We start from the raw sequence: 25,996 nt of genomic DNA on the forward strand, positions 1-25,996 counted from the left end.
CGTAGCCCAGAAGCGACGCCTATCGGGGCGCGGCCGGGCCTCGAAGCATCGTTGCTCCTCCATAGGAGACGTCGAAGTCCACGATCGGGGTCTCTACCGTGACCCGAGTCGCTGGCTCGGGAACATCGGCAAGTACCTGCAGCACCCATGCGCTTCCACGGGGCAGGAGCGCAGGCTCGAGTCGGACGCTCGTCGGATGGCTGTCGTCGTCCACTCGGACGCCTTCCGATCGGTGGTGAACGTTCGCTGCCGCGATGACGCCGGGGAACGTGACCACGATGGACTCGCCTGAGTCGAATGCGTCCGAGGCCAGATCCCGGGGACCGACGTTTTTGATCGTAACGTCGTAGAGCATCGGGTTCGTTAGAAGTCGCCCGTTCGCGTGCACCTCAATGGCCTTGTTCATCGAACCGGAGAGCATCAGCAGTTCGGCCCGGTTGACGGTGACGCGCAACTTCCCCCGTCGCGTGCCGTACCGCCGTGCAGCCCACAGGGCGAGCAGGCCGACCACGACGGTCGCAGCGATTCCAGCCAGCGTCCAAATCCCCGTCTCGCTCACCGCACCATGGTCCTCGGCCATGTGGCCTCGACGGCGACGACACACTGAGAAGAGCATGCAGTGGCTCGCGCCCACTCAATCGCGTGCGGTTACGCCACGCACGCCGGCGACGAACCTGCGCTCATCAGGCAGCCCTGGGCCAGTGGGCGACTTCGTCCAGTCCGGACAGCGATCGGGTTGATAGGAGTCTCGCCCGACCCGACGACCGGACGGCCAAGGGGCACCGGACGTATCGCCAGCTTCTTCAGGCTGTTGGTGGGAGTATCGGCGCCATGAGGAGGCTTCCGCGGCGGCCAGCCGAGATCGAGACCCTCAACTTCCACGCTGCCGTCGACAGGCCGGTGCCCGGCGATAGGAAGCTGGTGTCGGACCCGGACAGGGTCAACGCAACGATCGACCAGTTCGCGCTAGGTCTCCGCGATTCCCTCTCTACTCCCTCGCGCCTACGCGGCTGGGTCAGTGACCAGCTCTTCGGCTTGATCGCCGCAGACCTCGACGGGTGCCTCATGGTGAAGCAGGAAGACTCCGGGACTCTCTTCTTCGAGGACCCCGTCAAGTTGCCTGACTGGCGGCTCACACTGAAGTCCAACGAGGTCTTGCTCGTCGAGGTAAAGGCGATCGACGATCGGATGCCCAAGCGGGCGACTCTGCGGCCGTCAGAGGTCGCACGCCTAACCCGTTATGCGGAACTCGACGGTAACCCTCTCTTCGTCGCGATCCATTGGGTCGTCCTGGATCTCTGGTCGCTCGTTCCCGTGGAGGCGTTCAGCCGCGTGGACGATCACTGGGAGATCGGGTTGGAGGAAGCCATGAAGTTGGATCGCATGGGATCCCTTCTGAACGACCGGCTCCTAGGTCTCAACCCACCGCTCATTTTCAAGGCTGTGTTGGAAGGTGATGTCGAATCGAGCGAATCAGTATCGCCAGGGTCGCCACCCAGCGATACGACGGGCCTCGCAGCGACGATTGCAGATGTCTTTCTGACTTGTGGAGGCCGCACGATGGTCGACCAACGCGAGAAGGACCTCATCTGGTTCCTGCTGCAGCACGCTCGTTGGCCGGTCGAGGAGCGAGTCGATCAGGTGGGCGAGCGACAGTTCGAGATGATCTTCGAGATGGCCCCAGATGAACCAACGGGACAAGGCTTCGAGATCGTTGGTCGACTGAGTGAGCTGTACACGCGAATGTTCTATGCGAGCACCTCATGGGACGAGAAGACGACACATCTCACGATCGACATCGAGCCAGGCACTCTTCCGAGACTCGTTCCGACGGACTTCCGTTCCGATCGCCTCCCACTCTGGCACTTCGTCCTTGGTCCGAACGAGGATTGACGCCAGCCACGACGCCGAGGTGAGCGCGCCGGCCAGCGCTCGGTGTTTGTCATCATCCGTCCGTCGGACGGAGACGTTCACCGGACCTGAGCGACGAGGGTTGTTGTCGCATCCCAAGGCCGGGACAGTTCAAGTGACCCGTCAGCGCCGGGGCAGTTGAGCTGTCAGCACGGTCCAATGTCAAGCGACCGGTCACATCCCGTAAGCGCTTGACCTTGCGAGCGCCACGACGGGGTCCATCGAGTTGCCTTGGGCCATCCACTCGACCGCAGTCATGTCGTCGAGTTCTTCATGCCGCACATCCGCGAGAAGCCCCTCGACGCTGTACGGGTGCATCTCAGGTCCGAGTTCACGCAGCACAAGCCGAAGCGAGGGCAGTCGCTGGGCGTCGGGGAACTGCCACTCGGGGAAGCGGAGTTCGTCCCTGGCGAGGAACGCGTAGAGGTCTTGCCTGCCTACCCACTCCAGCACCTGAGTTTCTGGGCAGCCGAGCAAGCCCGCGACCTGATGGACGCTGAGCTCGCGCGATGCTTTGCGCCTGGTCGCCTCAGCCCGGGCCCGCAAACGGGCGCGGGCGGCCGCCTTAACTTCTGGATCGAATGAGTCGGCTGGGACGCCGGAGTCAATAAGGAACTGACGTTCCCCTGGCGTCAGGGGCTCGTCAGCGCCAATGCGCTCCGATTCCATGCGATCACGTTACGCCGCCCGACTGCGCGAGGGTTGCCCTGACAGAAGCCGGCGCCGTCTAACCACGTACAGCAAACGTCTCCCGCAAGCAGGAAGACCAGACTTACACCGCAGTGCGCAACACACACGAAGCCAGTAGGGAAGACGTCGGCCAGGGCGACGCCCTCGTGCTGCGGGCCGGCGAGCACAGCGCGGTCGTCGTCGACGCCGGCCCCGAGCCGGCGGCGACGGACGCCTGCCTCGACCGCCTCGACGTCGCGTCGGTGCCGCTCCTCGTGCTGACCCACTTCCACGCCGACCACGTGGGCGGCGTCGCCGGGGTGGCCGACGGGCGGCGCATCGACGTCGTCGAGGGCACGGCCCTGCGCGACCCGGAGGTCGGGGCGAGGTCGGTCGAGGAGGTCACCGGCCGCTCGGCCGTGGCGACGGCGTACGGCGTCACCCGTCGGATCGGGCAGGTCACGCTGCAGGCCGTGTGGCCACGCCCGGGCGCCCTCGCGGGCGACGCGGGCGAGAGCGCGGCCAACAACGCCAGCGTCGTGCTGCTCGCCGAGGTGGCCGGCGTCCGGATCCTGCTCACCGGCGACCTCGAGCCGTCGGCCCAGGCGGCGCTCGCGCGCGACCTCGCAGGGGTGCAGGTCGACGTGCTCAAGGTGCCGCACCACGGCAGCCGGCACCAGGACCTCGACTGGCTGACGTCCCTGGGCGCCCGCCTGGCATTGGTGTCGGTGGGGGAGGGCAACGACTACGGGCACCCCGCCCCCGACCTGCTGGAGGCGCTCGGGGCGGCCGGCTCCGACGTACGTCGCACCGACGTGGGCGGCGACGTGGTCGTGGTGGTCGAGGACGGGACGCCCGGTGTCGTGGGCCGCGGATAGGGTGTGGCCACCATGGCTCGCACCCCCTCCGCCGCGCAGGTCCTCGGCCACGTCGTCCTGGTGACGGGCAAGGAGGAATACCTCTCCGCGCGCACCGTCGTCTCGGTCCGTGACGCCGTCCGCGCCCACGACCCCGAGGCGGAGATGGCGGAGTCGGCGGCCGCCGACCTCACGCTCGCGTCACTCGGCGAGATGTCCGCGCCGTCGCTGTTCTCCTCGATCCGGTGCGTCGTCGTGCGCGGCCTGGAGGACCTGCCCGACGAGTCGGTCGACGGCCTGCTGGCCTACTGCGCCGCCCCTGCCGACGACGTGGCGCTCGTGCTCGTGCACTCCGGCGGGCCGAAGGGCAGCGGCGTGCTCACCAAGCTGCGCAAGCTGTCGCCCGTCACCGAGGTGAAGTCCGAGGAGATCAGGGCCACCGACATGCCGGGCTTCGTGACCTCCGAGGTCGCCTCCCACGGCGCGCGCATCGACCCCGACGCCGCGGCGTTCCTCGTGCAGGCCGTCGGCACCGACCTGCGCTCGCTGGCGGCCGCCGCCGACCAGCTCACCCACGACTTCCACGGCGAGCAGCTCACCGTCGACAAGGTCCAGCGCTACTTCGGCGGCCGGGCCGAGGCCAAGTCGTTCACCGTCGCCGACGCCGCGTTCGCCGGCCGGCGGGCGGCCGCCCTGGAGGAGCTGCGCTGGGCGCTCGACTCCGGCACGTCGCCGGTGCTGGTCACCTCCGCGATGGCGGCGTCCGCGCGCAGCCTGGCGCGCTACCTCGGCGCTCCTCGCGGAGCCCGCGACGGCGACCTGGCCCGCGACCTCGGCGTGCCGCCGTGGAAGGTGCGCACGGTGCGCGACCAGTCACGGTCGTGGAGCGCCGAGGGCATCGCGGCCGCGGTGCGTGCGGTCGCCCTGGCCGACGCCGACATCAAGGGCCGCGCCCACGACGCGTCCTACACGCTCGAGCGGCTGGTGCTCACCGTGGCGGGCCTGCGCGACGGGCGCTGACCCGCGCCCGCGTGACCACCGCGTACGCCCCCGAAATGCACGACACCCGCCACGAGGGCGGGTGTCGACAGTGAAGAGCGGGACGTCAGAGCGACGCGGCCTTCTTGGCGATCGAGGACTTGCGGTTGGCGGCCTGGTTGGCGTGGATGACGCCCTTCGAGGCGGCCTTGTCGAGGGCCTTCATGGCGTCACGGCCCGCCGCGACGGCGGCGTCCTTGTCGCCGGCCTCCGACAGCTCGCGGAACTTGCGCACGGCAGTCTTCAGGCGAGACTTGACGGCCTGATTGCGCTGGCGCGCCTTCTCGTTCTGCTTGTTGCGCTTGATCTGGGACTTGATGTTCGCCACGTGCGGATCCTCGAATGCTCGAACTGGTCAGGATGAGAAGTCTGGTGCTGTCGGCTGCCTGGCAACCCCGGACAGGGTCGGGCGCCGGACACGCAGTGGTGAACTCTACCGTCACCCTCCGCGGGCGCCCAAATCGCCTGCCGCGCCCCTGGCCGGTGCTCACCGGCCCGTGCGGCGCGCGACGGCCCCCAGCATGCGCTCCGACTCCCGGATGCGGAAATCGTTGAGCGTGGGCAGGTTGACGTCCACCGCGACGACCGAGCGGACGGCGAGGTGCGCGCCGAAGCCGGCGAGGAAGGCCGTGACCGTGTCGTCGCCGACCGCGCGCAGGGCGGGCGAGGCGGGGACGGAGGCGTCGAACCACGCCTCGTCGACGCGCTCGAGCCGGGCGAGGAGCGGGTCGGCCCAGGCGGGGCCGCGGGCCGCCGTGCCCCAGTCGACGAAGACGATCTCGCCACCGGGACGGCGCAGCAGGTTGTCGACGCGGATGTCCCAGTGGACGACGTGCGGCATCGGAGCGGCGGCGTGGTGGCGGAGCACGTCGGCCCAGCCGTACGGGTCGCGGCGCAGCCAGTGCGGCACGGGGGCGGCGGCCGGGGCGTCGGCGAGCGAGGCGAGGGTGTCGGCCCACTTTCCGAGCACGCGGCCGACGTCGACGAGGTCGACCGAGGCCGGCACGTCACGCTGCCGCAGCACCGCGCCCAGCCGGTCGACGCCCGTGAGGACCGCATCGAGCTCGGCAGGATCGCCGAAGTCGGGGTGGCGCCCCTCGACGTCCTCGACCAGCAGCGCCACCCACGCGCCGTCGTCGTACGACGCCAACAGCCGTGCCCAGAGCTCGTGCGCGCCGAGGTGGGCGAGCACCCCGGCCTCGCGCCGGAACAACCCCGGAGTGTCGGGGTTGAGCTCGGCGCCGACGGCCTTGACGAACGCGCGGGTGCCGTCGGCGCACGTCAGCCGGGTCGCGCAGCCCGGCGACATGCCGCCGACCTGCTCGGCGGTGGCCACGACGGGCGAGCCGAGGGTGTCCTCGACCCAGGCACGGACCGCGGCGGGGACGGCGTCGTAGGCCAGGCGGACGCCGACGGCGCGCGGTGCGGTCACCACCAGCCCCGGCGCTCGCCGAGCCAGTCCCAGCACACCTCGCCCTGCCAGCGCTGGTGGTCGCGGATGTGCGGCGACGTCGGCGGCACCGGGAGCTCGCACTGGGTGAGGAAGTAGCCGACGTAGAGCGCGAGGGCGATGTCGATCGTCTCGGGGTCGACCCCGGCCAGCAGGCGGCGCCCGGCGATGACCGGCTCGACGTCGATGCCCTCCCCGCGCGGGCCGATGAGGGCGGCGAGGGAGTCGAACCACGCGGCTCCGCGCACCGGCCAGTTCCAGTCGCAGACCAGCGCGCGACCGTCGGCGTCGATGAGGACGTTGTCGGAGCGGACGTCGGTGTGGACCACGGTGTCGCCGCCGACCACCTCGGCGTAGCGGCGCGCGAGCGCCTCGGCCTCCTCCAGCCGGGCGGCGCCGAGGTCCGTACGCCGGTCGCGAAGCGCCGGCCATCCCTCGAGCAGCGGCGCGAAGTCGGACTCGGCCGGGTCGAGGTCGAGCCCCGCGGGCGGCGGGGTGAGCGCGTCGGCGACCTGCTCGAGCGCGTCGAGCACGGCGTCGAGCTCGTCGGCCCGCCACGGCCGCTCGGGCGTCCGGGCGGCGACGTACTCGATGCCGAGCACCACCCAGTCGTCGTCGAGGTGCCACAGCAGCCTCGGGGCCGGCACCTCCGGAGGCAGTGCGGCGAGCTTGCGCGCCTCCTCGCGGTAGGAGTCGGCGAACATCCGCTGGGCCTTCACCGAGGCCGCCTTCACGAAGTGGCGCGAGCCGTCCTCGCACACCAGCACGGACGCGAACCCGGGGGTGAACCCGCTGGTCTGCGAGATCGCCGACGCGACCGGTGAGCCGCACTTCCGCTCGATCCAGGCCCGCAGGCCGGGCGGGAGGAACGCCCACTCGAGGCGACGCGCGGTCCTGCCGTGCGGTGCGGGGTAGGGGGCGATCGAGGGGGAGCGGGCCATGGCGCCATCCTTGCCCACCCCGACGCGGACCACGACGGGATATCCGCTGGACAGGGCAGGCGGCGTGCGGACCAGACTGACGCCATGCCCGAGCTCGTGCTGCCGACCACCGCCGTCCGTGAGTCCTTCCTCGAGGCGATGGACGAGTTCGTCGCCGAGGACGCCCGGGACAGCCAGACGGCGGCGTGGATCGCGCGCAGCGCCCCGGGCTGGACCGCCCCCGGCGTCTTCGCGGCCTTCGTCGAGGCGGTGCGCGCCGACGCGCTGGAGGAGACGCCGCGTCCGCGGGCGCACGTGCCGTGCACGACGCTGTGGTGGGTCGACGGCGAGCACTACCTCGGCCGGATCGCCGTGCGGCACCGGCTCAACGACTTCCTGCTCGAGGTGGGCGGGCACATCGGCTACGACGTGCGCCCCACCCGGCGGCGAGAGGGGCACGCGACGGCCATGCTGCGACACGCCCTGCCGTGGGCGCGCGGGCTCGGCATCGACCCCGCGCTGGTCACCTGCGACACCGACAACCTCGGCTCGATCGGGGTCATCGAGGCGGCCGGCGGCGTGCTGGAGGACGTGCGGGGGGACAAGCGGCGCTACTGGGTGGCGACGGGGCGGTAGCCCGGCGCGCAGCGGCCGGCTGCGGGCTCGCGCCCGCGCCGCGTCGCCGGTTCGGCGGCCCGCGGCGCGCGTGGAAGAATGAGCCGCCCCAGCCGTCGTACCCCCGAAAGCAGTCCGTGAGCCTCACCAACGCGCCGCAGCCTGGCTCGACCGACCCGTCGATCATCCGCAACTTCTGCATCATCGCGCACATCGACCACGGCAAGTCGACCCTGGCCGACCGGATGCTGCAGCTCACCGGGGTCGTCGACGAGCGGGCGTCGCGTGCGCAGTACCTCGACCGGATGGACATCGAGCGCGAGCGCGGCATCACCATCAAGTCGCAGGCCGTGCGGATGCCGTGGACGGTGCCGGCGGGCAACGCCGAGGGCGCCGAGCCCGGCACCTACGTCCTCAACATGATCGACACCCCGGGCCACGTCGACTTCACCTACGAGGTCTCCCGCAGCCTCGAGGCCTGCGAGGCCGCCGTCCTGCTCGTCGACGCCGCACAGGGCATCGAGGCGCAGACCCTGGCCAACCTCTACCTCGCGATGGGCGCCGATCTCCACATCATCCCGGTGCTCAACAAGATCGACCTGCCGAGCGCCAACGTCGAGAAGTACGCCGCCGAGCTGGCCGGCCTGGTCGGCTGCGAGCCGGAGGAGGTGCTGCTCACCAGCGCCAAGACCGGCGTCGGCGTCGAGACGCTCCTCAACGAGATCGTGAAGCAGACCCCGGCGCCGGTGGGCGACGCGGACGCCCCGGCCCGTGCCCTGATCTTCGACTCCGTCTACGACACCTACCGCGGCGTGGTCACCTACGTGCGGGTCGTCGACGGCAAGCTCAGCCACCGCGACCGGATCAAGATGATGTCGACCAACGCGGTCCACGAGATGCTCGAGGTCGGCGTGATCAGCCCCGAGCCCGTCAAGGCCCGCGAGATCGGCGTCGGCGAGGTCGGCTACCTGATCACCGGTGTGAAGGACGTGCGCCAGTCGCGCGTCGGTGACACCGTCACCTCCCAGCACCACGGGGCCACCGAGTCGCTGGGCGGCTACAAGCACCCCAACCCGATGGTCTACGCCGGTCTCTACCCGATCGACGGCGACGACTACCCGACGCTGCGCGACGCCCTGGAGAAGCTCCAGCTCAACGACGCGGCGCTGACCTACGAGCCGGAGACCTCGGGCGCGTTGGGCTTCGGCTTCCGCTGCGGGTTCCTCGGTCTGCTCCACATGGAGATCACCCGCGACCGCCTCGAGCGCGAGTTCGACCTCGACCTCATCTCGACGGCTCCCAACGTGGTCTACGAGGTCGTCCTCGACGACGGCACCGAGGTCGAGGTGACCAACCCGAGCGAGTACCCCGACGGCAAGGTCGCCGAGGTGCGGGAGCCGGTCGTGAAGGCGACGATCCTCGCGCCGTCGGACTACATCGGCACGATCATGGAGCTGTGCCAGCTCAAGCGCGGCAACCTGCAGGGGATGGACTACCTCTCCGAGGACCGCGTCGAGATGCGCTACACCCTGCCGATGGGCGAGATCGTCTTCGACTTCTTCGACCAGCTCAAGTCGCGCACCAAGGGCTACGCGTCCCTCGACTACGAGCGCTCCGGCGAGCAGGCCGCCGACCTGGTCAAGGTCGACATCCTGCTCCAGGGCGAGCCCGTCGACGCGTTCAGCGCGATCGTGCACCGCGACGCCGCCTACTCCTACGGCGTGATGATGGCCGGCAAGCTCAAGGAGCTCATCCCGCGCCAGCAGTTCGAGGTGCCGATCCAGGCCGCCATCGGCGCCCGCGTCATCGCCCGCGAGACCATCCGCGCGATCCGCAAGGACGTGCTCGCCAAGTGCTACGGCGGCGACATCAGCCGCAAGCGCAAGCTGCTGGAGAAGCAGAAGGCGGGCAAGAAGCGGATGAAGAACATCGGGTCCGTGGAGGTGCCGCCGGAGGCGTTCGTCGCCGCGCTGTCCACCACGCAGCCCTCCGACAAGCCGGGCAAGAAGTAGGAGTCGAAGAGGGAGGACTCGACGTGGGATCCGTCGTCCGCAGCGAGGACGTGGCGCCGCAGCCGTGGGCCGCGGGCCGCAGCACCATCCGCGAGCTGGCACGCGGCGACGACGGAGCGTGGCGCATCGGCCTCGCCGAGGTCACCGCGGACGGCCCGGTCCCGACGTCGGCGGGCACGCTGCGCGTGCTCACCGTGGTCGACGGCCCGGTCCTCGACCTCGAGGTGGACGACGAGGCGCACGTCGTCGAGCCGCAACGCCCGTTCGCCCTCCCCGGCGACGCGGCCGCCGTGGCGTCGGTGCCCGAGGGAGCCGTACGCGCGCTCGACGTCGTCGTCGACCCCACCCTCGTGCGACCGTTCGTGACCGTGCTCGAGCTGGGCCGGTCCTCGGCGCTGCCGCTCGCGGCCGACCAGGCGGCGTACGTCGTCTCCGGCACCCGCGACGCGATCGCGACGGGCACGCTCGTGATCGGTCCCGGCGAGGTCACCGGACGCTGCACCGTCGCGGTCGTCACCCTCGAGCGCATCGGCTGAGCGGCCCGCCGGGACCGGCTGGACGGACCGGGCCGGTCAGCGCGCCGGCCGCCAGCCGGGGTCGCGGCCCAGCCGCGCGAGCAGCCGGTCGGTGACCGAGGCGTCCGGGCCCACCTCGACCGCCGGGGCGCAGATCCCCTCGGAGTGCAGGGTGTCGCCCCAGCCGTCGGCGGTGGCGTGGAGCGCGGCGGCCTCCTCGTCGCTGACGGTCCACTCCTGGCCGGTGGCCCGGGCGACGTCCGAGCCGTGCACCACGAGGTCCCAGCCGTAGAAGTCGGCGATGGTGGCGGCGATGGTCGTGGGACCGAAGTAGCTGTCGTACTCGCGAGCCGCCACGCCGTCGGCGAGCACCGAGGTGACGTGCGCGCGCTGGCGTCGCCAGGCGGCGGCCGGGTCGGCGAGGTCGGGATCCGGGCCGGCGTCGAGGTCGCGCTGGCGCAGGAAGTCGCGCTGGGTCTCGATCACGTGCCCGACGACGTCGCGGGCGGTCCAGCCCTCGCACGGCGACGGCACGTCCCAGTCGCCGCCCGCGACCTCGACGGCGTCGAGGACCCGGGCGAACCGGTCGGCGCGCTGCTGGAACAGGGAGAGCTGGTGGGCGGGTGACGGGGTCGGTGAGGAGGTGGTGGTCTGGGTCATGCGCCCACTCTCGCCGCCGCGCTGTCGGTGCTGCTTGGAATAATCCGACAGATGAGCAGCCGGACGAGTGCGGGAGGTCCCCGGCCGGTGGACCCGATCGACCGGGCCCACCTGACGGGGGTGAGCCGGCCCTCGCCGCCGATCCACCGCTACGCCCCGAGCGAGCGCCTCACGGACCTCGTCGACCGCCACTGGATCCCCGTCTGGTCGCTGCCCGAGCCGTCCACCCAGAGCACCCTCCAGCACCCCGTCTGCCTGGTGGTGGTGAGCAACACCTACGCCCGCTTCTACGGCGTCGCGCGCGGCCGGTCGAGCGTGACGCTCGAGGGCGACGGCTGGGCGGTCGGCACGATGCTCAGCCCCGCCGCCGGGCGGCTCGTGCTCGGGCGCTCGGTCGCCGAGGTCACCGACACGTGGATCGAGCTGCGCGGCCTGCTGCCCGACCCCGGCCTCGTCGACGAGGTGCGCGCGGCGATGGCCGCCGACCCCCACGGCCCGGCCGCCCACCTCGCGGCGATCGGGCACGTCGAGGGGTGGCTGGCCACCCACCTGCCCGTCGACGCCCCGGGCCTGCTGGTCAACCGGCTGGTGGCGTGGCTGGGCGAGCACCCGGAGGTGACCCGTGTCGACGAGCTCGCCCGGGCCGTGGGGCTGTCCGAGCGCAGCCTCCAGCGCCTGGTCGAGCAGCGCGTCGGGCTGAGCCCCAAGTGGCTGCTCCAGCGGCGCCGGCTGCACGGGGCCGTCGAGGCGCTCAAGGCCGGCGCCGGCACCCTCGCCGAGGTCGCGGCCGACCTGGGCTACGCCGACCAGGCGCACTTCACCCACGACTTCCGCACCGTCACCGGCATGACGCCGGGGGAGTACCTCCGCGACCAGCCGGCCCCGCCGTCAACCATCGGTTGACAGACCGCGTCCTCGCGGGCATGGTGCGGGCGTGCGCCCGCTCCCCGGACACCTGGCCGTCGCGCTCGCCGTCACGCTCGTCGTCGGCGGTGCCTCCGGTGGCGGCTGGCACTTCCTGGTGGGCGCCGTCCTCGCGCTGGCCCTCTGGATGATGCTCTTCCTCGGCTCCTTCGGCCGTCCGCCCGGCGAGGGGACGGGGCGCGTGGAGCTGCGCCACTACGCCGTCTCGGCCGCCGTCGCCCTGGCGCTCGGCTACGCGATGTACCTGGTCGGCGACGGCAACGCGGCGTTCTGGTCGGTCGGGTTCGTCTTCGCCGGCGTGCTGACGCCCGCCGCCACCCGCGCCCGGGAGGCGTCGACCGGGGACGGTGCCGACACGATCTGAATGAGCTCGGAAGGTGGAAACCCCCGGGGTTGAGCGGGGATGTCCCCGCTCAACGGCCCGGATCCGGGTGTCCTAGCGGGGACGGGACGTGTCTAGTTGTGATGTTCAGGCACGTTGGTCGAGATCGTGTGACGACACGCCCGCGTCGCCTACGTCGAGGCTCACGACGACGAGACGAAAGAGACCGCAGCCGCAGTGCTGCGCAACGCGGTGGCGTGGTTCGCCGGGCGCGGCGTCACCGTCCGCGAGTCCTGACCGACAACGGCGGCTGCCACCGCTCGCACCTGTGGCGCGACACCTGTGCCGAGCTTGCCATCACCCGCAGCGCACTCGGCCCTACCGCCCGCAGACCGACGGCAAGATCGAACGCTTTCCACGAGGACAACCACCACTGGCCCCACTCGGCCACCGGCAAGCAATCACCCATCACCAAGTCGGACAACCTCGCTGGGCATCACACCTAGCGCTCCTGGTCGGGGAAGCCGCCGGACCTGAGCAGGGCGCCGGGCAGACGCTTGTGCAGCCGCTCCTCCAGCCAGGCCGTCGTCGCGGTGGTGGCGGCCAGGTCGATGCCGGTGGCCACGCCCATCCGGTCGAGGAGGTAGACGAGGTCCTCGGTGGCGACGTTGCCCGTCGCGTCGGGGGCGAAGGGACACCCGCCCGTGCCGCCGATGCTGGCGTCGAGGGTGGTGACGCCGGCGGTGAGCCCGGCCACGGCGTTGGCCACTCCGGTGTGGCGGGTGTCGTGCAGGTGCAGGCGCAGCGACACCCCCGGACCGGCGACCTCGGCGGCCAGGGCCACCCGGGCCGAGACGTCGCTGGGCACCGCCACCCCGATCGTGTCGGCCAGCGCCAGCTCGTCGGGGCCCGCGTCGGCGACGCGGCGCACCACCTCGCGCAGCCTGCCCTCAGCGACCTCCCCCTCGAACGGGCACCCGAACGCCGCGCCGATCGTGACCGTCGTGAGGACGCCGGCGTCGCGGGCCCGCGCCACGATCGTGGCCGCCTGCTCGCACGCCTCGGCCGTGCCGACGCCCTGGTTGCGCCGGCAGAACGTGTCGGTCGCCACGACCACCACGTCGACCTCGTCGACTCCGGCGGCGAGGGCACGGTCGAGGCCGCGCCCGTTCATCACCAGCCCGGCATAGCTGACGCCGTCGGGGCGAGGCAGGGCGGCCATCACCTCGTCGGCGTCGGCCATCTGCGGCACGCGGGCGGGGTTGACGAAGCTGGTGACCTCGATGCGCCTCGACCCGGCGCGCACGGCGCGCTCGACGAGCTCGACCTTGTCGTCGGTGGAGAGGATCGTCTCCTCGTTCTGGAGCCCGTCGCGCGGTGCCACCTCGAGGACGGTGACCGAGCCGGGGGCGCTCACGCGGGCGCTCCCGGGGCGGGGCGGTCGGCGAGGTAGGCGAGCGCCGTCGCCTCGTCGACCACCTCGGCGTACTTGGTGGACAGGTCGTGCAGGTTGGCGTGGTGCGGCCCGGGCTCGCGGTCGCCGACCGCGTCGGCCACCACCAGCGGCACGAAGCCGTGCTGGACCGCGTCGACGGCGCTGGCCCGGATGCAGCCGCTGGTGCTGACCCCGACCACGACGACGGTGTCGACGCCCCAGGCGTGCAGGGTCGAGGCGAGCGTGGTGCCGAAGAACGCGCTCGCGTACTGCTTGACCACCACCAGCTCGTCGTCCGAGGGCGCCACCTGCGGCACCAGCTCGCCCATGGGTCCGTCGCCGACCAGGTCGCGCAGCGCGGGCACCTTGCGGAAGAACACGCCCCCGTCGGCGCCGCCGGCGGCGTAGCGGACCCGGGTGTGCACCACGGGCACCCCCTGCTGCCGGGCGCACGCCAGCACCCGCGCGGCGGAGTCCAGGCACGCGTCCGACGGCAGGCACAGTGCGCTGGCGGGGTCGAAGTAGGCGCGCATCATGTCGACCGCGAGCACCGCCGGGACCGCGCCGGGACGCAGCGAGCCCCCGAAGGGCTGCGGCGTCCCGGCATCGGAGGGCTGGTCGCCCACGGGCGTCACCGGGGGACCGGGGGACGCGGGGCGGGCAGCCCGGTCTCCTCGAGCGCCCGCTCGAGGATCGTCTCCATCGGCGGTCCCATGTCGAAGGTCGGCAGCGGGCTGGGGCGCCCGGCGCCCAGCTCGGCGCGCAGCGACTCGGTGGCGGGGGCGTCCACCGTGCCCGACTCGTCGCACACCACGCCGTAGCGGCGCGCGCCCTCGGCGCTGACCAGGCCGCGGGTGACCTCCAGCCCGACCAGCGCGGGGTCGCGGGCGAGCGGGTCTCCCCAGCCGCCGCCGCCCCAGGTGACGAAGTGCAGCAGGTCTCCCGGCGCGACGGGGACGTCGTGGACCTTGCTGGGCAGCACCTCGGTGGTGCCGTCGGCGCGCACGAGCCACTTGCGCCCACGCGCGCCGGGCTCGCCGCCGTTGACGCCCCACGGGTAGGTCAGCCACCGGTCGTCGTGGATCGCGATGGTGCCGCCCTCGAGGAAGCGGTAGGTGACGTCGACGCCGTTGCCGCCGCGGTGCAGCCCGGCCCCACCGGTGTCGGTGACGGTCTCCCAGCGTTCGATCCGCAGCGGGTAGTAGGACTCGAGGTACTCACACGGGATGTTGACGAACGACGGCCACAGCGAGTGGCCGTCCGGGCCGTCGCCGATCGGCCGGCCCGGGATGCCGCCGAAGCCGATGGAGTAGAGCTGGAACCACTCGCCCTTGCGGTCGCCCTCGCCGTAGGTGCCGGAGTACATGAAGTGGGGGGAGGAGGAGAACCCGGCGGCGTTGAGCAGGTCGGGGTTGGTCTGCCCGAGCAGGCCGCCGAAGAGGTCGAAGACCCGTCCGATGCCGTGGTTGCGGGCGTTGAGGGCGGCGGGGTACTGCGGCTTCCAGAACGAGTCGTCGGGGATCTCGACGTCGACGAGTGGGTAGAAGCCGTCGTTCCAGAGGATCTGCGGGTCGGCGACGGTGATCATGTAGATCCCGAAGAACATCCGCACCAGGTTCTCGTTGATGTAGTAGTTGATCGGGCCCTGGGCCTGCGGGCTGCTGCCGGTGAAGTCGAGCAGCACCTTGTCGCCGGTGCGGGTCAGGCTGAGCCGGAGCTCGTAGGGGCCGTAGCCGAGGCCGTCGTCGCAGATGTAGTCGGTGAACGACAGCGTCCGGCCCTCCTCGAACACCATCGCCAGCAGCGTCTTCATGGCGCGGTAGTTGCGCTCCAGCAGCGCGTCGAGCGCGGAGCTGTAGGTGTCGACGCCGAAGCGGGCGCACAGCTCCTGCACCCGACGGGCGGCCGTGCGGCAGGCCGCCACGATGCCGTTGAGGTCGGCGCGGTTCCAGTCGGGCTTGCGCACCTGGTTGAGGATGATCCGGAGCGCGTCCTCGTCGAGGACGCCCTTCTTGTAGAGGCGGAAGGGCGGGATGACGACGCCCTCCTCGAAGATGGTGCGGGCGTCGGTCGGCATCGAGGCCGGGGTCTTGCCCCCGACGTCGGACATGTGGCCGAACATCGACGTCCACCCGACGATGCGGCCGTCGAAGAACACCGGGATGACCACCAGCCAGTCGTTGGCGTGGCTGATCGCGGCCCCGCACGAGTAGGGGTCGGAGGTGAGCAGGACGTCGCCCTCCTCGATCGTGCCGTCGAAGTTGTCGAGGAAGTCGGGGATGGACAGCCCGAACTGGCCGACCATCATCTTCCCGTCGCGGTTGGCGATGAGGGGGAACTCGTCGTGCTGCTCGCGGATGCCGGGGGAGAGGGCGGTGCGGAAGAGCACCTCGTCCATCTCGTAGCGCGCGTTGCGCAGGGCGTTCTCGACGAGGTCGAGGGTGACCAGGTCGACGTCGACCTGCTGCAGGGGGGAGGTGTTGGTCTCGATGAGGTGTGCCACGGCTCAGCCCTCCTGGGCCTGGTCGACGGGTCGGATGAGGAGGCTGCCACTGGGATGCACGGTGGCGGCGTGGTCGCGCAGCACGAGGGTGGTGGAGTCCATCTCGGTGATCACCGCGGGGCCGACGACGACGTTGCCGGCCCGCAGCAGCGAGCGGTCGTAGACGTCGGCATCGACCATCGCGCCGTCCGACCAGATCCGGTGCTGCTGCACCCGCGCCGCCGAGGGGTCGTCGCCGCCCTCGGCCAGCACGACGGCGCCGACGTCGGGGCGGGGGGCGTCCGCGGTGGCCCTGAGGGTGACCAGCTCGTGCTCGGTGTCGAGCACGAAGGAGAAGAGCCGGTCGTGCTCGGTGTCGAACGCCTTGCCGAGCGCCTCGAGCCCACCCCCGCGGCCGTCGAAGCCGTCGATGTCGACGGTGACGGGGATCTCGAAGCCCTGCCCGTGGTAGCGCAGGTCGGCCGCGTAGGTGACCCGCAGCTGGTGGTCAGGGACGCCCTCGGCGCTCAGCGTCGCCCGGGCCGCGGTGGCGAGGTCGTCGAGGATGGTGCGCAGGGCGCCGTCGGTGAGGTCGCCGAAGCGGCGGACCAGGGTGCGGACCGACTCGTCGCGCAGGCTGGTGGTGGCGTCGCCGTAGGCGCAGAGCACGCCCGGGGACGGCGGGATGATCACGGGCCAGGAGCCGGTGAGCCGACCGAGGGCGTTGGCGTGCAGCGGGCCTGCGCCGCCGAAGGCGACGAGCGCGAAGTCGCGGGGGTCGTAGCCCTGCTGGACCGACACCAGCCGCAGCGCACCGAACATGTTCTCGTTGACGATGTCGATGATCCCGGCCGCCGCGGCCTCCACCGAGTCCAGTCCGGTCGCGTCGGCGATCGTCTGCACCGCGGTCCTGGCGGCGTGGGGGTCGAGGGTGACCTCGCCGCCCGCGAGCGCGGTGGGCAGGTGGCCGAGCACGACGTTGGCGTCGGTCACGGTGGGCTCGACGCCCCCGGCGCCGTACGCAGCGGGCCCGGGCGCGGCGCCCGCCGACTGCGGGCCGACCCGCAGCGCCTGGGTCAGCGCCGGCACGTGGGCGACGGAGCCGCCGCCGGCCCCCACCGTGCGGACGTCGACCGAGGTCGCGCGCACCTTGAGGTCACCGACGGTGGTCTCGCGGCCGACGCGGGGGGTGAGGTCCTCGACCAGGGCCACGTCGGTCGAGGTGCCGCCCATGTCGAAGGTGAGGAAGTCGCGGTGGCCCGTCTGCGCGGCCACCCAGGCGGCGCCGGTGACCCCTCCGGCGGGGCCGGACAGGAGCAGGTTGACGGGGTTGTCGGCGGCCACGCCCGCCGAGACCAGACCGCCGTCGCTGCGCAGGATCGACAGCGAGCCGTCGACCCCGGAGTCCTGCAGCTGGCCCGCCAGGTTGGCGACGTACCTCTTGACGTGCGGCTGCACGGCCGCGTTGGCGACGGTCGTGATCGTGCGCTCGTACTCGCGCAGCTCGGGCAGCACCTCCGAGGACAGCGACACGGCGATGTCGGGCAGCTCCTCGGCGGCGATCTCGCCCACCCGCTGCTCGTGAGCGGGGTTGGCGTAGGAGTTGATCAGGCAGATGCTCAGCGCCTCGATGCCACGCCCGGCCAGCCTGCGGAGCTGGGTGCGGACGTCGTCCTCGTCGAGCTCGGTCACGACGCTGCCGTCGCTGGCGATGCGACCGCGCACCTCGACGGTGTCCTCGAGGGCCGCGAGGGGCTCGGGCTTGGGCCAGATGATCCAGCCGGCGAGCCCGCCCGGGACGAACGACCGTCCGATCTGCAGCACCTGGCGGAAGCCGTGGGTGGTCACCAGGCCGACCCGCGCGCCCTTGCCCTCCAGGATCGCGTTGGTGGCGACCGTCGTGCCGTGGAAGACGTCGCCGACGACGCCGCGGTCGATCCCGGCCGCGGCGCACGCCTGGTCGATGCCGCGCAGCACGCCCACCGACTGGTCCTCGGGTGTGGAGGAGGTCTTCGCGCGGAAGGTCGCGCCGGAGTCCTCGTCGATGAGCAGGATGTCGGTGAACGTGCCGCCCACGTCGACTCCGAGCCGATAGGTCATGGGTGCTCTCCTTGGTGGTCGGTGCCGGGGTCGGGGGAGTGGGGTCGGAGGGAGTGGTGCGGATCAGATGACGCCCGCGGCGCGCAGGGACGAGAGCTCGTCGTCGCTGATGCCGAGCAGGCCGCGGTAGACGGCGTCGTTGTGCTCGCCCAGGGCCGGTCCGACGTGCCGGACGGACCCGGGGGTCTCCGAGAGCCTGGGGGCGACGTTGTGCATGGCGAACTCGCCCAGGTCGGGGTGCGCGAGCCGCACGATCGCCTCGCGGGCGGCGAAGTGCTCGTCGGCCAGCATGTCCTTGGCGCGGAAGATCCGGCCCGCCGGGACACCGCCGGCGTGCAGCCGCTCGAGCAGGTCGTCGGCCGCGATCGTGCTGCTCCACTGGGCGATCAGGCCGTCGAGCTCGTCCATGTGCCGGCCGCGGGCGCCGTGGGTCGCGTAGCGCTCGTCGCTGGCGAGCCCGGGCTGCCCCATCACCTCGGCGAGGCGACGGAAGACCGTGTCCTGGTTGGCCGCGATGAGCACCATCTCGCCGTCGGCGGTGGGGTAGACGTTGCTCGGCGACACGTTGGGCAGCGTCGTGCCGGTCCGCTCGCGCTGGTAGCCCGCCACCTGCCACTCCGGCACGAGCGACTCCATCATCGCCAGCACCGCCTCGTAGATGGCGGAGTCGACCACCTGGCCCCGGCCCGTACGCCCGCGCTGGTGCAGGGCGACGAGGGTGCCCAGGCAGGCGAAGGTGGCGGCGAGGGAGTCGCCGAGGGAGACCCCGGCGCGGGCCGGGGGGCGGTCGGGGTCGCCGGTGACGTAGCGGATGCCGCCCATCGCCTCGCCGATCGAGCCGTAGCCGGCGCGCGCGGCGTAGGGGCCGGTCTGGCCGAAGCCGGTGACCCGGGTGACGACCAGGCCGGGGTTGGTCTCCCACAGCGTCTCGGGGGCCAGCCCCCAGCGCTCGAGGGTGCCCGGGCGGAAGTTCTCGATGAGCACGTCGGCCCTGTCCACCAGGCGCCGCGCGAGGTCCTGGCCGCGCTCGGTGCGCAGGTCGGCGGTCACCGACTGCTTGTTGCGGGCCACGACCGGCCACCACAGCGACCGGCCGTAGGGCTTCTCCCGGCCCCACTGGCGCATGGGGTCGCCGTGGGCGGGGTCCTCCACCTTGATCACCTCGGCACCGAAGTCGCCGAGCAGCTGGCCGCAGAAGGGCCCGGCCAGCAGCTGACCGAGCTCCACCACGCGCAGGTCGTCAAGGGGGAGGGGGCGTGGATCCGGCACAGCGGAGCCTTTCGTATGCAAACGCGGCGCCGAGTGTGAGGTAGATCATACGGCGATGACGCGACGCTAGCGCTGTGTCCGGCGACCCGTCAACGGCCGTGCAGAAAGTTGCATACAATCGTCCCCCGCGAGCGGCGCTGCTAGGGTTCGCGACCATGACCCTCGACGCGGGCGCGGACGCCGGCAAGGCCGCCGAGGTCACCTACCTGACCATCCGCCGCCAGATCCTCAGCGGCGAGCGGGCCGGCGGCGAGTGGCTGCGCGAGGGCGACCTCGCCGCGGTGATCGGCGTGAGCCGTACGCCGGTGCGCGAGGCGCTGCGCCGGCTGGCCGCGGAGGGCCTGGTCAGGCACGAGCCCAATCGCGGGGTGCAGGTCGAGGACTGGGGCGTGGGCGACCTCGACGAGATCTTCAGCCTCCGCTCGCAGCTCGAGCCGTGGGGGTGCGGCCTCGCCGCGACCACCGGCGGTGCCGACCTCGAGCTGCTCGCCGGGCTCGCCGACGGCATGGACCGCGAGGCCCGGCGCGTGCCGCCCGACCTCGACGCCATCACCGAGCTCAACAACCGCTTCCACCGCGCGATCCTGGAGGCCTCGGGCAACACCCGCCTGGTCGGGCTGGTGTCGTCGGTGGTGGAGGTGCCCCTGGTGTGGCGCACGTTCTCGCACTACTCGGCCGAGGCGATGCAGCGCAGCCTGGCCCACCACCACGAGATCGTGCATGCCCTGCGGGCGGGCGACGCCGTGTGGGCGGAGTCGGTCATGCGCGCCCACGTCCGCGCGGCCTGGGTGACCCTGCGCGAGGAGCGCGGCGGCGAGCCCTCGCTCGACCAGCCCGCTCGCCCCTAGCCCTCGCCGCTGGCCGCCGGTCCGGGTCGCGCGCTCACACGGACTCGCGCGTGATCCCCACCTCGGTCACCGTGATGCCGAGCGCGGTCTCGAGCGCCGCCACCGGCTGCTCGAGCTCCGCGCGGCGTGGACGACGGGTGCGGGCGAACCACGTCACCTCCAGCGGCCGGCGTCGTGCCGTCCCGCCGGCACGCCAGTGGCCGGTGATCCGGCCGTCGACGAGCAGCGGCGGCAGCAGCATGCCGTTGGACTCGCTCCACAGCCGCCTGTGGTGCTCCGGGGTGACGAACCGGTCCCGCGCCTTGGAGTCGTAGCCGCAGAGCAGCGCGTCGAACTCCGGCAGCAGGCGCACCCCGGGGAGGTCGCGCGGGGGCGGCGCGTGTGGCAGGTCGACGTACGCCCGCCCGCCGGGTCCCTCGTGCTCGACCACCTCGAGCCCGGCGATGCCCTCCTCGACCGCCCTGAGCGGCAGCCCGGCCCACCAGCCGACGTCCTGGCGCGACGCGGGGCCGTGCGCGCGCAGGTGCAGTGCGACGACGTCGGCCAGCGTGGCCGGGCCCGTGGGGTGGAAGGTGCCGTAGACCGGCGTGCCCTGGCCCTCCCACCGGTCGCCCGAGGCCGGTCGCCGCACGAGGCCGCCATGGGCGAGCGCCACGTGGCGGGCGGGGCCGTCGTCGACCACGCCCGCCGACGCGGGGGCGTGCTCGTCGAGCCAGCGACGCGCGTGCTCGCGCAGGTCGTCGGGGCTGCGCCACTCCCGGGCGTGGTCCTCGACCGACGCCCACAGGTCGGCGATCTGCTCGTCGGTGATGCCGAGCATCCGGGCCCACCGCTGGTGCTGCCCGACGCGGGTCGCCTCGGCGAGCACGGTGTGGGTCTCCGGCGTCGCGGTGTGGACGGTGCCGCGGATCGTGCTGCCGCGGACGATCTCGCCACGGTCGTACGCCTCGCTGATCGCCGCGTGGCGCACGCCGGGGAAGCGCGCCCCGAGGCCGATGAACGCCGACCGCGCGGTCTGGGTCTGCATGGCGCCGATGGCGCGCACCTGCTCCGCGACCGTGCCGGGGTCGTCGGGGAACTGACGCGCGAGCGCGGCTGCCGCGAGGTCGTCCCAGCCGAGCGCCACCTCAGCCGCGCATCGGACCGCCGGGGCGGCCGTAGGACTCGGCGACGACCTCCGCGACCACCGAGAGCGCGATCTCGCCCGGCCCCTTGCCGCCGAGGTCGTGGCCGGCCGGCACGTGGAGGGTCGACGTGTCGACGCCCTCCGCGGCGAGCTCGTCGAGCAGGCCGGCGGCGCGGGCGCGGCTGGCCATCATCGCCACGTAGGAGGCGTCCGAGGCCAGTGCCGCGCGCAGCACCGCGGGGGCGTCGGGGGCGTCGTGGTCGCAGAGCACCACGGCGTCGCCGGGCTGCGGGTCGAGCCCCGGGCCGCCGTCGTCCATGGCCTCCACCACGACGTTGCGACCGGCCGCGGAGGCGATGGCGGCGATGGCGCGGGAGATGGGGTTGTCGGTCAGGACCAGGATGCGGCCGTGCTCGGCCCTGTCGTCGGACCACGGCTGCTGGCGCTCACCCATGCGGGCCACCCTAGGCTCGCCCGCATGCCGGTCACCATCCCTTCGGGGCTGCAGTCGCGCCGTGCGCTCGGGGAGGACTGGGCGCGCTGGCTCGACCGGCTGCCGCGACTGACGAGCGAGCTGCTCGCCGACTGGGGGCTGCGCCCGGACGGGGACCCGCTCCACGGCTGGTGCTCGCTGGTCGTCCCGGTGCGCGACGCCGACGGCCTCACCGGGGCGCTCAAGATCAGCTTCGACGGCGACGAGGAGTCCCTCCACGAAGGGCTGGCGCTGCAGCACTGGGGCGGGAGCGGTGCCGTCCGGCTGCGCACGGCCGACCCGCGCAGGCGCGCACTGCTGCTCGACTGGCTCCCCGGGCCCGACCTCACCGACGCGTGGGACGTCGAGGCGTGCGAGGTGGTGGGCGAGCTCTACACCCGGCTCCACATCCCCGCCCTGCCGCAGCTGGCGAGCGTCACGTCGTACGTCGAGCGGTGGCTGAGCGAGCTCGAGGCGCTCGGCCTCGACATCCCGGTGCCGCGGCGCTACGTCGAGCAGGCCCTGTCCCTCGGCCCCGACCTCCTCGCCACCGACGCGCCCCCGGTCGTCGTCCACGGCGACCTGCACTACGCCAACGTGATGGCCGACGAGACGGGGGAGTGGCGCGCGATCGACCCCAAGCCGATGGCCGGCGACCCCCACTACGAGCCGGCGCCGATGCTCTGGAACCGGATGGAGGAGCTCAGCGGCCCGCTCGCGGTCGGGTCGGTGCGCGACGGGCTGCGCCGGCGCTTCCACGCGCTCGTCGACGCGGGCGGCCTCGACGAGGCGCGCGCCCGTGACTGGGTCGTGGTCCGCATGGTGCTCAACGCCGGCTGGACGGTGCAGGACGCCCAGGGGGCCGGGCGCCGGCTGACGGGTGACGAACGGGACTGGATCACCCGCTGCATCGCGGTGATCAAGGCCGTGCAGGACTGACGGGAGCGTCTCGGCCCTGCGCGCGGGCCGCGACGCGACGGCCCACGGACGTGTCCCGCGATCGCGTCGGAGTGGGTCGAAAGTCGGAAAGTCGGCGGCAGGACTGGACATTCCCCCCATTTGCTACCGCTCGGTAAACGCAGTGATCTAGGTTACAGCCCACACGTCACCAGCATCCCCCTCCAGCACGCCCCCCAAGCATCCCCTGTGGCGCCCGCCGCCACGTCCCGACGAATGAGTAGGTAACAGATGCCGACCACGATCGACACGGCCTTCCTCGACCAGATGCCGCCCAACGTCGCCGTGCAGTTCTTCGACCGCGTGAGCGCCACTCCCGACGCCGAGGCGTTCCGCTTCCCGCGGGGGGAGGCGTGGGAGTCCGTCACCTGGAAGCAGGCGGGCGACAAGGTCGAGGCGCTCGCCGCCGGCCTGATCGCGGTGGGCGTCGAGCCCGAGCAGCGCGTCGGCATCGCCTCCGGCACGCGCTACGAGTGGATCCTGGCCGACCTCGCCGTCATGTGCGCGGCCGGGGCGACCACCACCGTCTACCCGACCACCAACGCCGAGGACACCGTCTACATCCTCGCCGACTCCGAGAGCCGGGTGGTCTTCGCCGAGGACGACGAGCAGGTCGCCAAGCTGACCGCGCACCGCGGCGAGCTGCCCCACGTCACCAAGGTCGTCGTCTTCGACGGCGCCACCGACGGCGACTGGATCATCTCCCTCGACGACCTCGCCGCGCTCGGCGCGGAGCGGCTCGCCACCGAGCCCGACGTGGTGCGTACGACGTCGCAGGCCATCCGTCCCGACCAGCTCGCCACCCTCATCTACACCTCCGGCACGACCGGACGCCCCAAGGGCGTGCGGCTGCGGCACTCGTCCTGGGTCTACGAGGGCGAGGCGATCCGCGCGCAGGGCATCCTCGGCCCCGACGACCTCGAGTTCCGCTGGCTGCCGATGGCGCACTCGTTCGGCAAGGTGCTGATGTCGACGCAGATGGCGTGCGGGTTCGCCGCGGCGATCGACGGTCGCGTCGACAAGATCGTCGACAACCTGGGCGTGGTGAAGCCGACGTTCATGGGCGCCGCGCCGCGCATCTTCGAGAAGGCCCACGGCCGGATCGTCACCATGCAGGCCGCCGAGGGTGGAGCCAAGGAGAAGATCTTCAAGAAGGCCTTCGAGGTCGGTCTCGACGTCGAGCGCCGCAAGCGCGAGGGCAAGCCGGTGCCGCTGGGCCTCAAGGTGCAGCACGGCCTGTTCGACAAGCTGGTGTTCAGCAAGATCCGCGACCGGTTCGGCGGAAACGTCCGCTTCTTCATCTCCGGCGCCGCCGCGCTCAACCGCGACATCGCCGAGTGGTTCGGCGCCGCCGGCATCACCATCCTCGAGGGCTACGGCCTCACCGAGAGCTCGGCGGGGTCCTTCGTCAACCACCCCGACGACAACAAGTTCGGCACGGTCGGCTCGGTCTTCCCGGGCAGCGAGGTCAAGCTCGGCGAGAACGACGAGGTCATGATCAAGGGCCCCGGCATCATGGACGGCTACCACAACCTTCCCGAGGAGACCGCGAAGACGCTGACCTCCGACGGCTGGCTGCACACCGGTGACAAGGGCGCCATCGACGAGGACGGCCACCTGGTCATCACCGGGCGGATCAAGGAGCTCTTCAAGACGTCCGGCGGCAAGTACATCGCCCCGCCGGCGATCGAGTCGAAGTTCAAGGCCGTGTGCCCCTACGCCAGCCAGTTCATGGTGTTCGGCGACGAGCGCAACTACTGCGTCGCGCTCGTCACCCTCGACCCGGACGCCATGGCCGGCTGGGCCGAGGAGAACGGCATGAGCGGGGCCTCCTACACCGAGATCGTCACCTCCGACGCGGTGCAGAAGATGGTCGGCGACTACGTCGAGGAGCTCAACAGCCACCTCAACCGCTGGGAGACCATCAAGAGGTGGCGGCTCCTCGACCACGACCTCACCATCGAGTCGGGCGAGCTGACCCCCTCCATGAAGGTCAAGCGCAACGTGGTGCAGGACAACCACCGCGCGATCATCGAGGAGATGTACGCCTGACGGATCCGGCGCGCCCGGCCGCGGGCGCACGCGCGTACTGGTGAACGGGTGCCGGTGGGAGACCACTGGCACCCGTTCGCACGTGGCCCACATGGTTGGATACCGGCGTGCCCCCCGCCCAGCCCGACGGCGACGTCGCCCCCGAGGACGGCCTGCTGCCCGACGAGGCGTGGGCCCAGTTCGGCACCAAGCCGTTCGGTCTCTACGTCCACGTCCCGTTCTGCTCGGTGCGCTGCGGCTACTGCGACTTCAACACCTACACCGCCGAGGAGCTCGGTGACGAGGTCGGCGCCGGCCGCTCGTCCTACGCCGAGGCGGCGATCCGCGAGATCCGGTTCGCCCGCCAGGTGCTCGGCCACCGCGACGTCAAGATCGACACCATCTTCTTCGGCGGCGGCACGCCGACCCTGCTCAAGCCGGCCGACCTCGGCGCCGTGGTGGCCAGCGCGGCCGCCGAGTTCGGCCTGTCCGACGGCATCGAGATCACGACCGAGGCCAACCCCGACAGCGTCGCCGTCTGGGACCTCGAGGAGCTGCGCACCGCCGGCTTCAACCGGATCTCCTTCGGCATGCAGTCGGCCGTCGACCACGTGCTGCGCACCCTCGACCGCACCCACGACCCGATGCGGGTGCCCGCGGTCGTCGAGTGGGCGCGCCGGGCGGGCTTCGACGACGTCAGCCTCGACCTGATCTACGGCACGCCGGGGGAGTCGCTGGCCGACTGGGAGACCTCCGTCGACGCCGCCCTCGCCTGCCGTCCCGACCACGTATCGGCCTACTCGCTCATCGTCGAGGAGGGCACCGCGATGGGCCGCCAGGTCGCCCGCGGCGAGCTGCCGATGCCCGACGAGGACGACCTCGCCGACAAGTACCACCTCGTCGACGAGAAGCTCTCGTCCGCGGGGATGAGCTGGTACGAGGTGTCCAACTGGGCGACCTCGCCCCAGCACTGGTGCCGCCACAACCTCCTCTACTGGACCGGCGGGCACTGGTGGGGCGTCGGGCCGGGGGCGCACTCGCACGTCGGCGGTGTCCGCTGGTGGAACGTCAAGCACCCGGCGGCCTATGCCGCGCGGCTGGCCCGCGGCGTCTCGCCCGCCCTCGCTCGCGAGGTCCTCGGCTACCAGGACCAGCGGGTCGAGCGGATCCTGCTCGAGATCCGCCTCGTCGAGGGACTCCCGGTCACCGCGCTCGAGGCGACCGGCCGCTCGCAGGTGGCCCGGCTCGTCGCCGACGGCCTCGTCGAGCTGGCCACCGAGCGCCTCGTGCTCACCCAGCGCGGCCGTCTCCTCGCCGACGCCATCGTCCGCGACCTGGTCGACTGAACCGTCACTCCCGCTGACGGTTCATCACGGTATGTAG

Annotated in this window: 25 protein-coding genes and 1 pseudogene; 13 read left to right on the forward strand and 13 right to left on the reverse strand. The window is 72.1% G+C overall.

Annotation, left to right across the window (positions count from 1 at the left end):
- Positions 1-19: 19 nt before the first annotated feature.
- Complete coding sequence (locus tag AC54T2_RS11370) at positions 20-559, reverse strand: hypothetical protein (RefSeq protein ID WP_496666205.1); 540 nt, start codon at positions 557-559, stop codon at positions 20-22.
- 272 nt (positions 560-831) lie between these two features.
- Here AC54T2_RS11370 and AC54T2_RS11375 point away from each other — a divergent pair, with 272 nt between their 5' ends.
- Positions 832-1,893, forward strand: coding sequence for a hypothetical protein (locus AC54T2_RS11375; protein ID WP_496666206.1), 1,062 nt, complete (start codon positions 832-834; stop codon positions 1,891-1,893).
- 192 nt (positions 1,894-2,085) lie between these two features.
- Here AC54T2_RS11375 and AC54T2_RS11380 read toward each other — a convergent pair whose 3' ends face one another.
- A complete protein-coding gene (locus AC54T2_RS11380) occupies positions 2,086-2,580 on the reverse strand; it encodes a hypothetical protein (RefSeq protein WP_496666207.1) in 495 nt (164 codons plus the stop codon).
- A 113-nt stretch (positions 2,581-2,693) separates the two neighbouring features.
- On the opposite strand from AC54T2_RS11380, the gene AC54T2_RS11385 reads away from it, so the two are divergent.
- The gene (locus AC54T2_RS11385; protein WP_496666208.1) at positions 2,694-3,458 is read left to right on the forward strand and encodes a ComEC/Rec2 family competence protein; all 765 of its coding nucleotides are present in this window, start codon (positions 2,694-2,696) and stop codon (positions 3,456-3,458) included.
- Between the two features lie 12 nt (positions 3,459-3,470).
- A complete protein-coding gene (gene holA / locus AC54T2_RS11390; RefSeq protein ID WP_496666209.1) occupies positions 3,471-4,457 on the forward strand; it encodes a DNA polymerase III subunit delta in 987 nt (328 codons plus the stop codon).
- Between the two features lie 85 nt (positions 4,458-4,542).
- Here holA and rpsT read toward each other — a convergent pair whose 3' ends face one another.
- The 3 genes from rpsT to AC54T2_RS11405 form a co-directional block, all read right to left on the reverse strand.
- A complete protein-coding gene (gene rpsT / locus AC54T2_RS11395) occupies positions 4,543-4,803 on the reverse strand; it encodes a 30S ribosomal protein S20 (RefSeq protein ID WP_186341704.1) in 261 nt (86 codons plus the stop codon).
- A 159-nt stretch (positions 4,804-4,962) separates the two neighbouring features.
- Positions 4,963-5,907, reverse strand: a complete 945-nt coding sequence (locus tag AC54T2_RS11400) for an aminoglycoside phosphotransferase family protein (protein ID WP_496666210.1) — start codon at positions 5,905-5,907, stop codon at positions 4,963-4,965.
- On the reverse strand, positions 5,904-6,866 hold the full coding sequence (locus AC54T2_RS11405; protein ID WP_496666211.1) for a phosphotransferase family protein: 963 nt from the start codon (positions 6,864-6,866) through the stop codon (positions 5,904-5,906). Before AC54T2_RS11405 ends, AC54T2_RS11400 begins: the two co-directional genes overlap by 4 nt.
- Before the next feature lie 84 nt (positions 6,867-6,950).
- On the opposite strand from AC54T2_RS11405, the gene AC54T2_RS11410 reads away from it, so the two are divergent.
- The 3 genes from AC54T2_RS11410 (at position 6,951) to AC54T2_RS11420 (ending at position 10,008) form a co-directional block, all read left to right on the forward strand.
- Positions 6,951-7,481: a GNAT family N-acetyltransferase gene (locus AC54T2_RS11410; protein WP_496666212.1), complete on the forward strand. Its 531-nt coding sequence runs from the start codon at positions 6,951-6,953 to the stop codon at positions 7,479-7,481.
- 116 nt (positions 7,482-7,597) lie between these two features.
- Positions 7,598-9,472 (forward strand): translation elongation factor 4, encoded by a 1,875-nt coding sequence (gene lepA / locus AC54T2_RS11415; protein WP_186341708.1) that lies wholly within the window; start codon positions 7,598-7,600, stop codon positions 9,470-9,472.
- 23 nt (positions 9,473-9,495) lie between these two features.
- The gene (locus tag AC54T2_RS11420; RefSeq protein ID WP_186341709.1) at positions 9,496-10,008 is read left to right on the forward strand and encodes a HutD family protein; all 513 of its coding nucleotides are present in this window, start codon (positions 9,496-9,498) and stop codon (positions 10,006-10,008) included.
- Positions 10,009-10,044: 36 nt separating this feature from the next.
- Here AC54T2_RS11420 and AC54T2_RS11425 read toward each other — a convergent pair whose 3' ends face one another.
- The gene (locus AC54T2_RS11425) at positions 10,045-10,647 is read right to left on the reverse strand and encodes a TIGR03086 family metal-binding protein (protein WP_186341710.1); all 603 of its coding nucleotides are present in this window, start codon (positions 10,645-10,647) and stop codon (positions 10,045-10,047) included.
- Positions 10,648-10,698: 51 nt separating this feature from the next.
- Between AC54T2_RS11425 and AC54T2_RS11430 the strand changes: the two genes are divergently transcribed.
- The 3 genes and pseudogenes from AC54T2_RS11430 to AC54T2_RS11440 form a co-directional block, all read left to right on the forward strand.
- Positions 10,699-11,550 carry a helix-turn-helix domain-containing protein gene (locus AC54T2_RS11430; protein ID WP_496666213.1) on the forward strand — a complete coding sequence of 284 codons (852 nt, stop codon included), beginning with the start codon at positions 10,699-10,701 and terminating at the stop codon, positions 11,548-11,550.
- Positions 11,551-11,581: 31 nt separating this feature from the next.
- Positions 11,582-11,935, forward strand: coding sequence for a hypothetical protein (locus AC54T2_RS11435; protein WP_496666214.1), 354 nt, complete (start codon positions 11,582-11,584; stop codon positions 11,933-11,935).
- 135 nt (positions 11,936-12,070) lie between these two features.
- Positions 12,071-12,314: pseudogene (locus AC54T2_RS11440) on the forward strand (DDE-type integrase/transposase/recombinase); the annotation flags it as partial.
- A gap of 81 nt (positions 12,315-12,395) precedes the next feature.
- Here AC54T2_RS11440 and AC54T2_RS11445 read toward each other — a convergent pair.
- The 5 genes from AC54T2_RS11445 to AC54T2_RS11465 all read right to left on the reverse strand — a co-directional run bounded on the left by AC54T2_RS11445 (position 12,396) and on the right by AC54T2_RS11465 (position 19,179).
- A complete protein-coding gene (locus AC54T2_RS11445) occupies positions 12,396-13,310 on the reverse strand; it encodes a hydroxymethylglutaryl-CoA lyase (RefSeq protein WP_186341713.1) in 915 nt (304 codons plus the stop codon).
- The gene (locus AC54T2_RS11450; protein WP_489976670.1) at positions 13,307-13,954 is read right to left on the reverse strand and encodes an isochorismatase family protein; all 648 of its coding nucleotides are present in this window, start codon (positions 13,952-13,954) and stop codon (positions 13,307-13,309) included. Before AC54T2_RS11450 ends, AC54T2_RS11445 begins: the two co-directional genes overlap by 4 nt.
- 5 nt (positions 13,955-13,959) lie before the next feature.
- A complete protein-coding gene (locus tag AC54T2_RS11455) occupies positions 13,960-15,831 on the reverse strand; it encodes a hydantoinase B/oxoprolinase family protein (protein WP_186341715.1) in 1,872 nt (623 codons plus the stop codon).
- 3 nt (positions 15,832-15,834) lie between these two features.
- Entirely contained in the window at positions 15,835-17,910 is a 2,076-nt protein-coding gene (locus tag AC54T2_RS11460; protein ID WP_496666215.1) for a hydantoinase/oxoprolinase family protein, read from the reverse strand.
- A 63-nt stretch (positions 17,911-17,973) separates the two neighbouring features.
- Entirely contained in the window at positions 17,974-19,179 is a 1,206-nt protein-coding gene (locus tag AC54T2_RS11465) for a CaiB/BaiF CoA transferase family protein (protein WP_496666216.1), read from the reverse strand.
- Between the two features lie 155 nt (positions 19,180-19,334).
- Here AC54T2_RS11465 and AC54T2_RS11470 point away from each other — a divergent pair, with 155 nt between their 5' ends.
- The gene (locus AC54T2_RS11470) at positions 19,335-20,027 is read left to right on the forward strand and encodes a GntR family transcriptional regulator (protein WP_186341717.1); all 693 of its coding nucleotides are present in this window, start codon (positions 19,335-19,337) and stop codon (positions 20,025-20,027) included.
- A gap of 34 nt (positions 20,028-20,061) precedes the next feature.
- Here the strand turns inward: AC54T2_RS11470 and AC54T2_RS11475 are convergent, their stop codons facing one another.
- Positions 20,062-21,153 carry a winged helix DNA-binding domain-containing protein gene (locus tag AC54T2_RS11475; protein ID WP_496666217.1) on the reverse strand — a complete coding sequence of 364 codons (1,092 nt, stop codon included), beginning with the start codon at positions 21,151-21,153 and terminating at the stop codon, positions 20,062-20,064.
- Between the two features lies 1 nt (position 21,154).
- Positions 21,155-21,607, reverse strand: coding sequence for an XdhC family protein (locus AC54T2_RS11480; RefSeq protein ID WP_496666218.1), 453 nt, complete (start codon positions 21,605-21,607; stop codon positions 21,155-21,157).
- A 24-nt stretch (positions 21,608-21,631) separates the two neighbouring features.
- Between AC54T2_RS11480 and AC54T2_RS11485 the strand changes: the two genes are divergently transcribed.
- The 3 genes from AC54T2_RS11485 to hemW all read left to right on the forward strand — a co-directional run bounded on the left by AC54T2_RS11485 (position 21,632) and on the right by hemW (position 25,959).
- Positions 21,632-22,564 (forward strand): aminoglycoside phosphotransferase family protein, encoded by a 933-nt coding sequence (locus AC54T2_RS11485; RefSeq protein WP_186341720.1) that lies wholly within the window; start codon positions 21,632-21,634, stop codon positions 22,562-22,564.
- 249 nt (positions 22,565-22,813) lie between these two features.
- The gene (locus AC54T2_RS11490) at positions 22,814-24,634 is read left to right on the forward strand and encodes an AMP-dependent synthetase/ligase (RefSeq protein ID WP_186341721.1); all 1,821 of its coding nucleotides are present in this window, start codon (positions 22,814-22,816) and stop codon (positions 24,632-24,634) included.
- Between the two features lie 107 nt (positions 24,635-24,741).
- Complete coding sequence (gene hemW, locus AC54T2_RS11495) at positions 24,742-25,959, forward strand: radical SAM family heme chaperone HemW (RefSeq protein WP_496666219.1); 1,218 nt, start codon at positions 24,742-24,744, stop codon at positions 25,957-25,959.
- Positions 25,960-25,996: the final 37 nt, after the last annotated feature.

This window comes from Nocardioides sp. Z35_8 (genome assembly GCF_059621125.1).

What these genes read in the sequence shown, in the direction of transcription:
- AC54T2_RS11375 (WP_496666206.1), top strand. Translation starts at nt 832, where the DNA reads ATGAGGAGGCTTCCGCGGCGGCCAGCCGAGATCGAGACCCTCAACTTC.
- AC54T2_RS11380 (WP_496666207.1), bottom strand. Translation starts at nt 2,580, where the DNA reads ATGGAATCGGAGCGCATTGGCGCTGACGAGCCCCTGACGCCAGGGGAA.
- holA (WP_496666209.1), top strand. Translation starts at nt 3,471, where the DNA reads ATGGCTCGCACCCCCTCCGCCGCGCAGGTCCTCGGCCACGTCGTCCTG.
- AC54T2_RS11405 (WP_496666211.1), bottom strand. Translation starts at nt 6,866, where the DNA reads ATGGCCCGCTCCCCCTCGATCGCCCCCTACCCCGCACCGCACGGCAGG.
- AC54T2_RS11410 (WP_496666212.1), top strand. Translation starts at nt 6,951, where the DNA reads ATGCCCGAGCTCGTGCTGCCGACCACCGCCGTCCGTGAGTCCTTCCTC.
- AC54T2_RS11425 (WP_186341710.1), bottom strand. Translation starts at nt 10,647, where the DNA reads ATGACCCAGACCACCACCTCCTCACCGACCCCGTCACCCGCCCACCAG.
- AC54T2_RS11430 (WP_496666213.1), top strand. Translation starts at nt 10,699, where the DNA reads ATGAGCAGCCGGACGAGTGCGGGAGGTCCCCGGCCGGTGGACCCGATC.
- AC54T2_RS11460 (WP_496666215.1), bottom strand. Translation starts at nt 17,910, where the DNA reads ATGACCTATCGGCTCGGAGTCGACGTGGGCGGCACGTTCACCGACATC.
- AC54T2_RS11470 (WP_186341717.1), top strand. Translation starts at nt 19,335, where the DNA reads ATGACCCTCGACGCGGGCGCGGACGCCGGCAAGGCCGCCGAGGTCACC.
- AC54T2_RS11480 (WP_496666218.1), bottom strand. Translation starts at nt 21,607, where the DNA reads ATGGGTGAGCGCCAGCAGCCGTGGTCCGACGACAGGGCCGAGCACGGC.
- AC54T2_RS11485 (WP_186341720.1), top strand. Translation starts at nt 21,632, where the DNA reads ATGCCGGTCACCATCCCTTCGGGGCTGCAGTCGCGCCGTGCGCTCGGG.
- AC54T2_RS11490 (WP_186341721.1), top strand. Translation starts at nt 22,814, where the DNA reads ATGCCGACCACGATCGACACGGCCTTCCTCGACCAGATGCCGCCCAAC.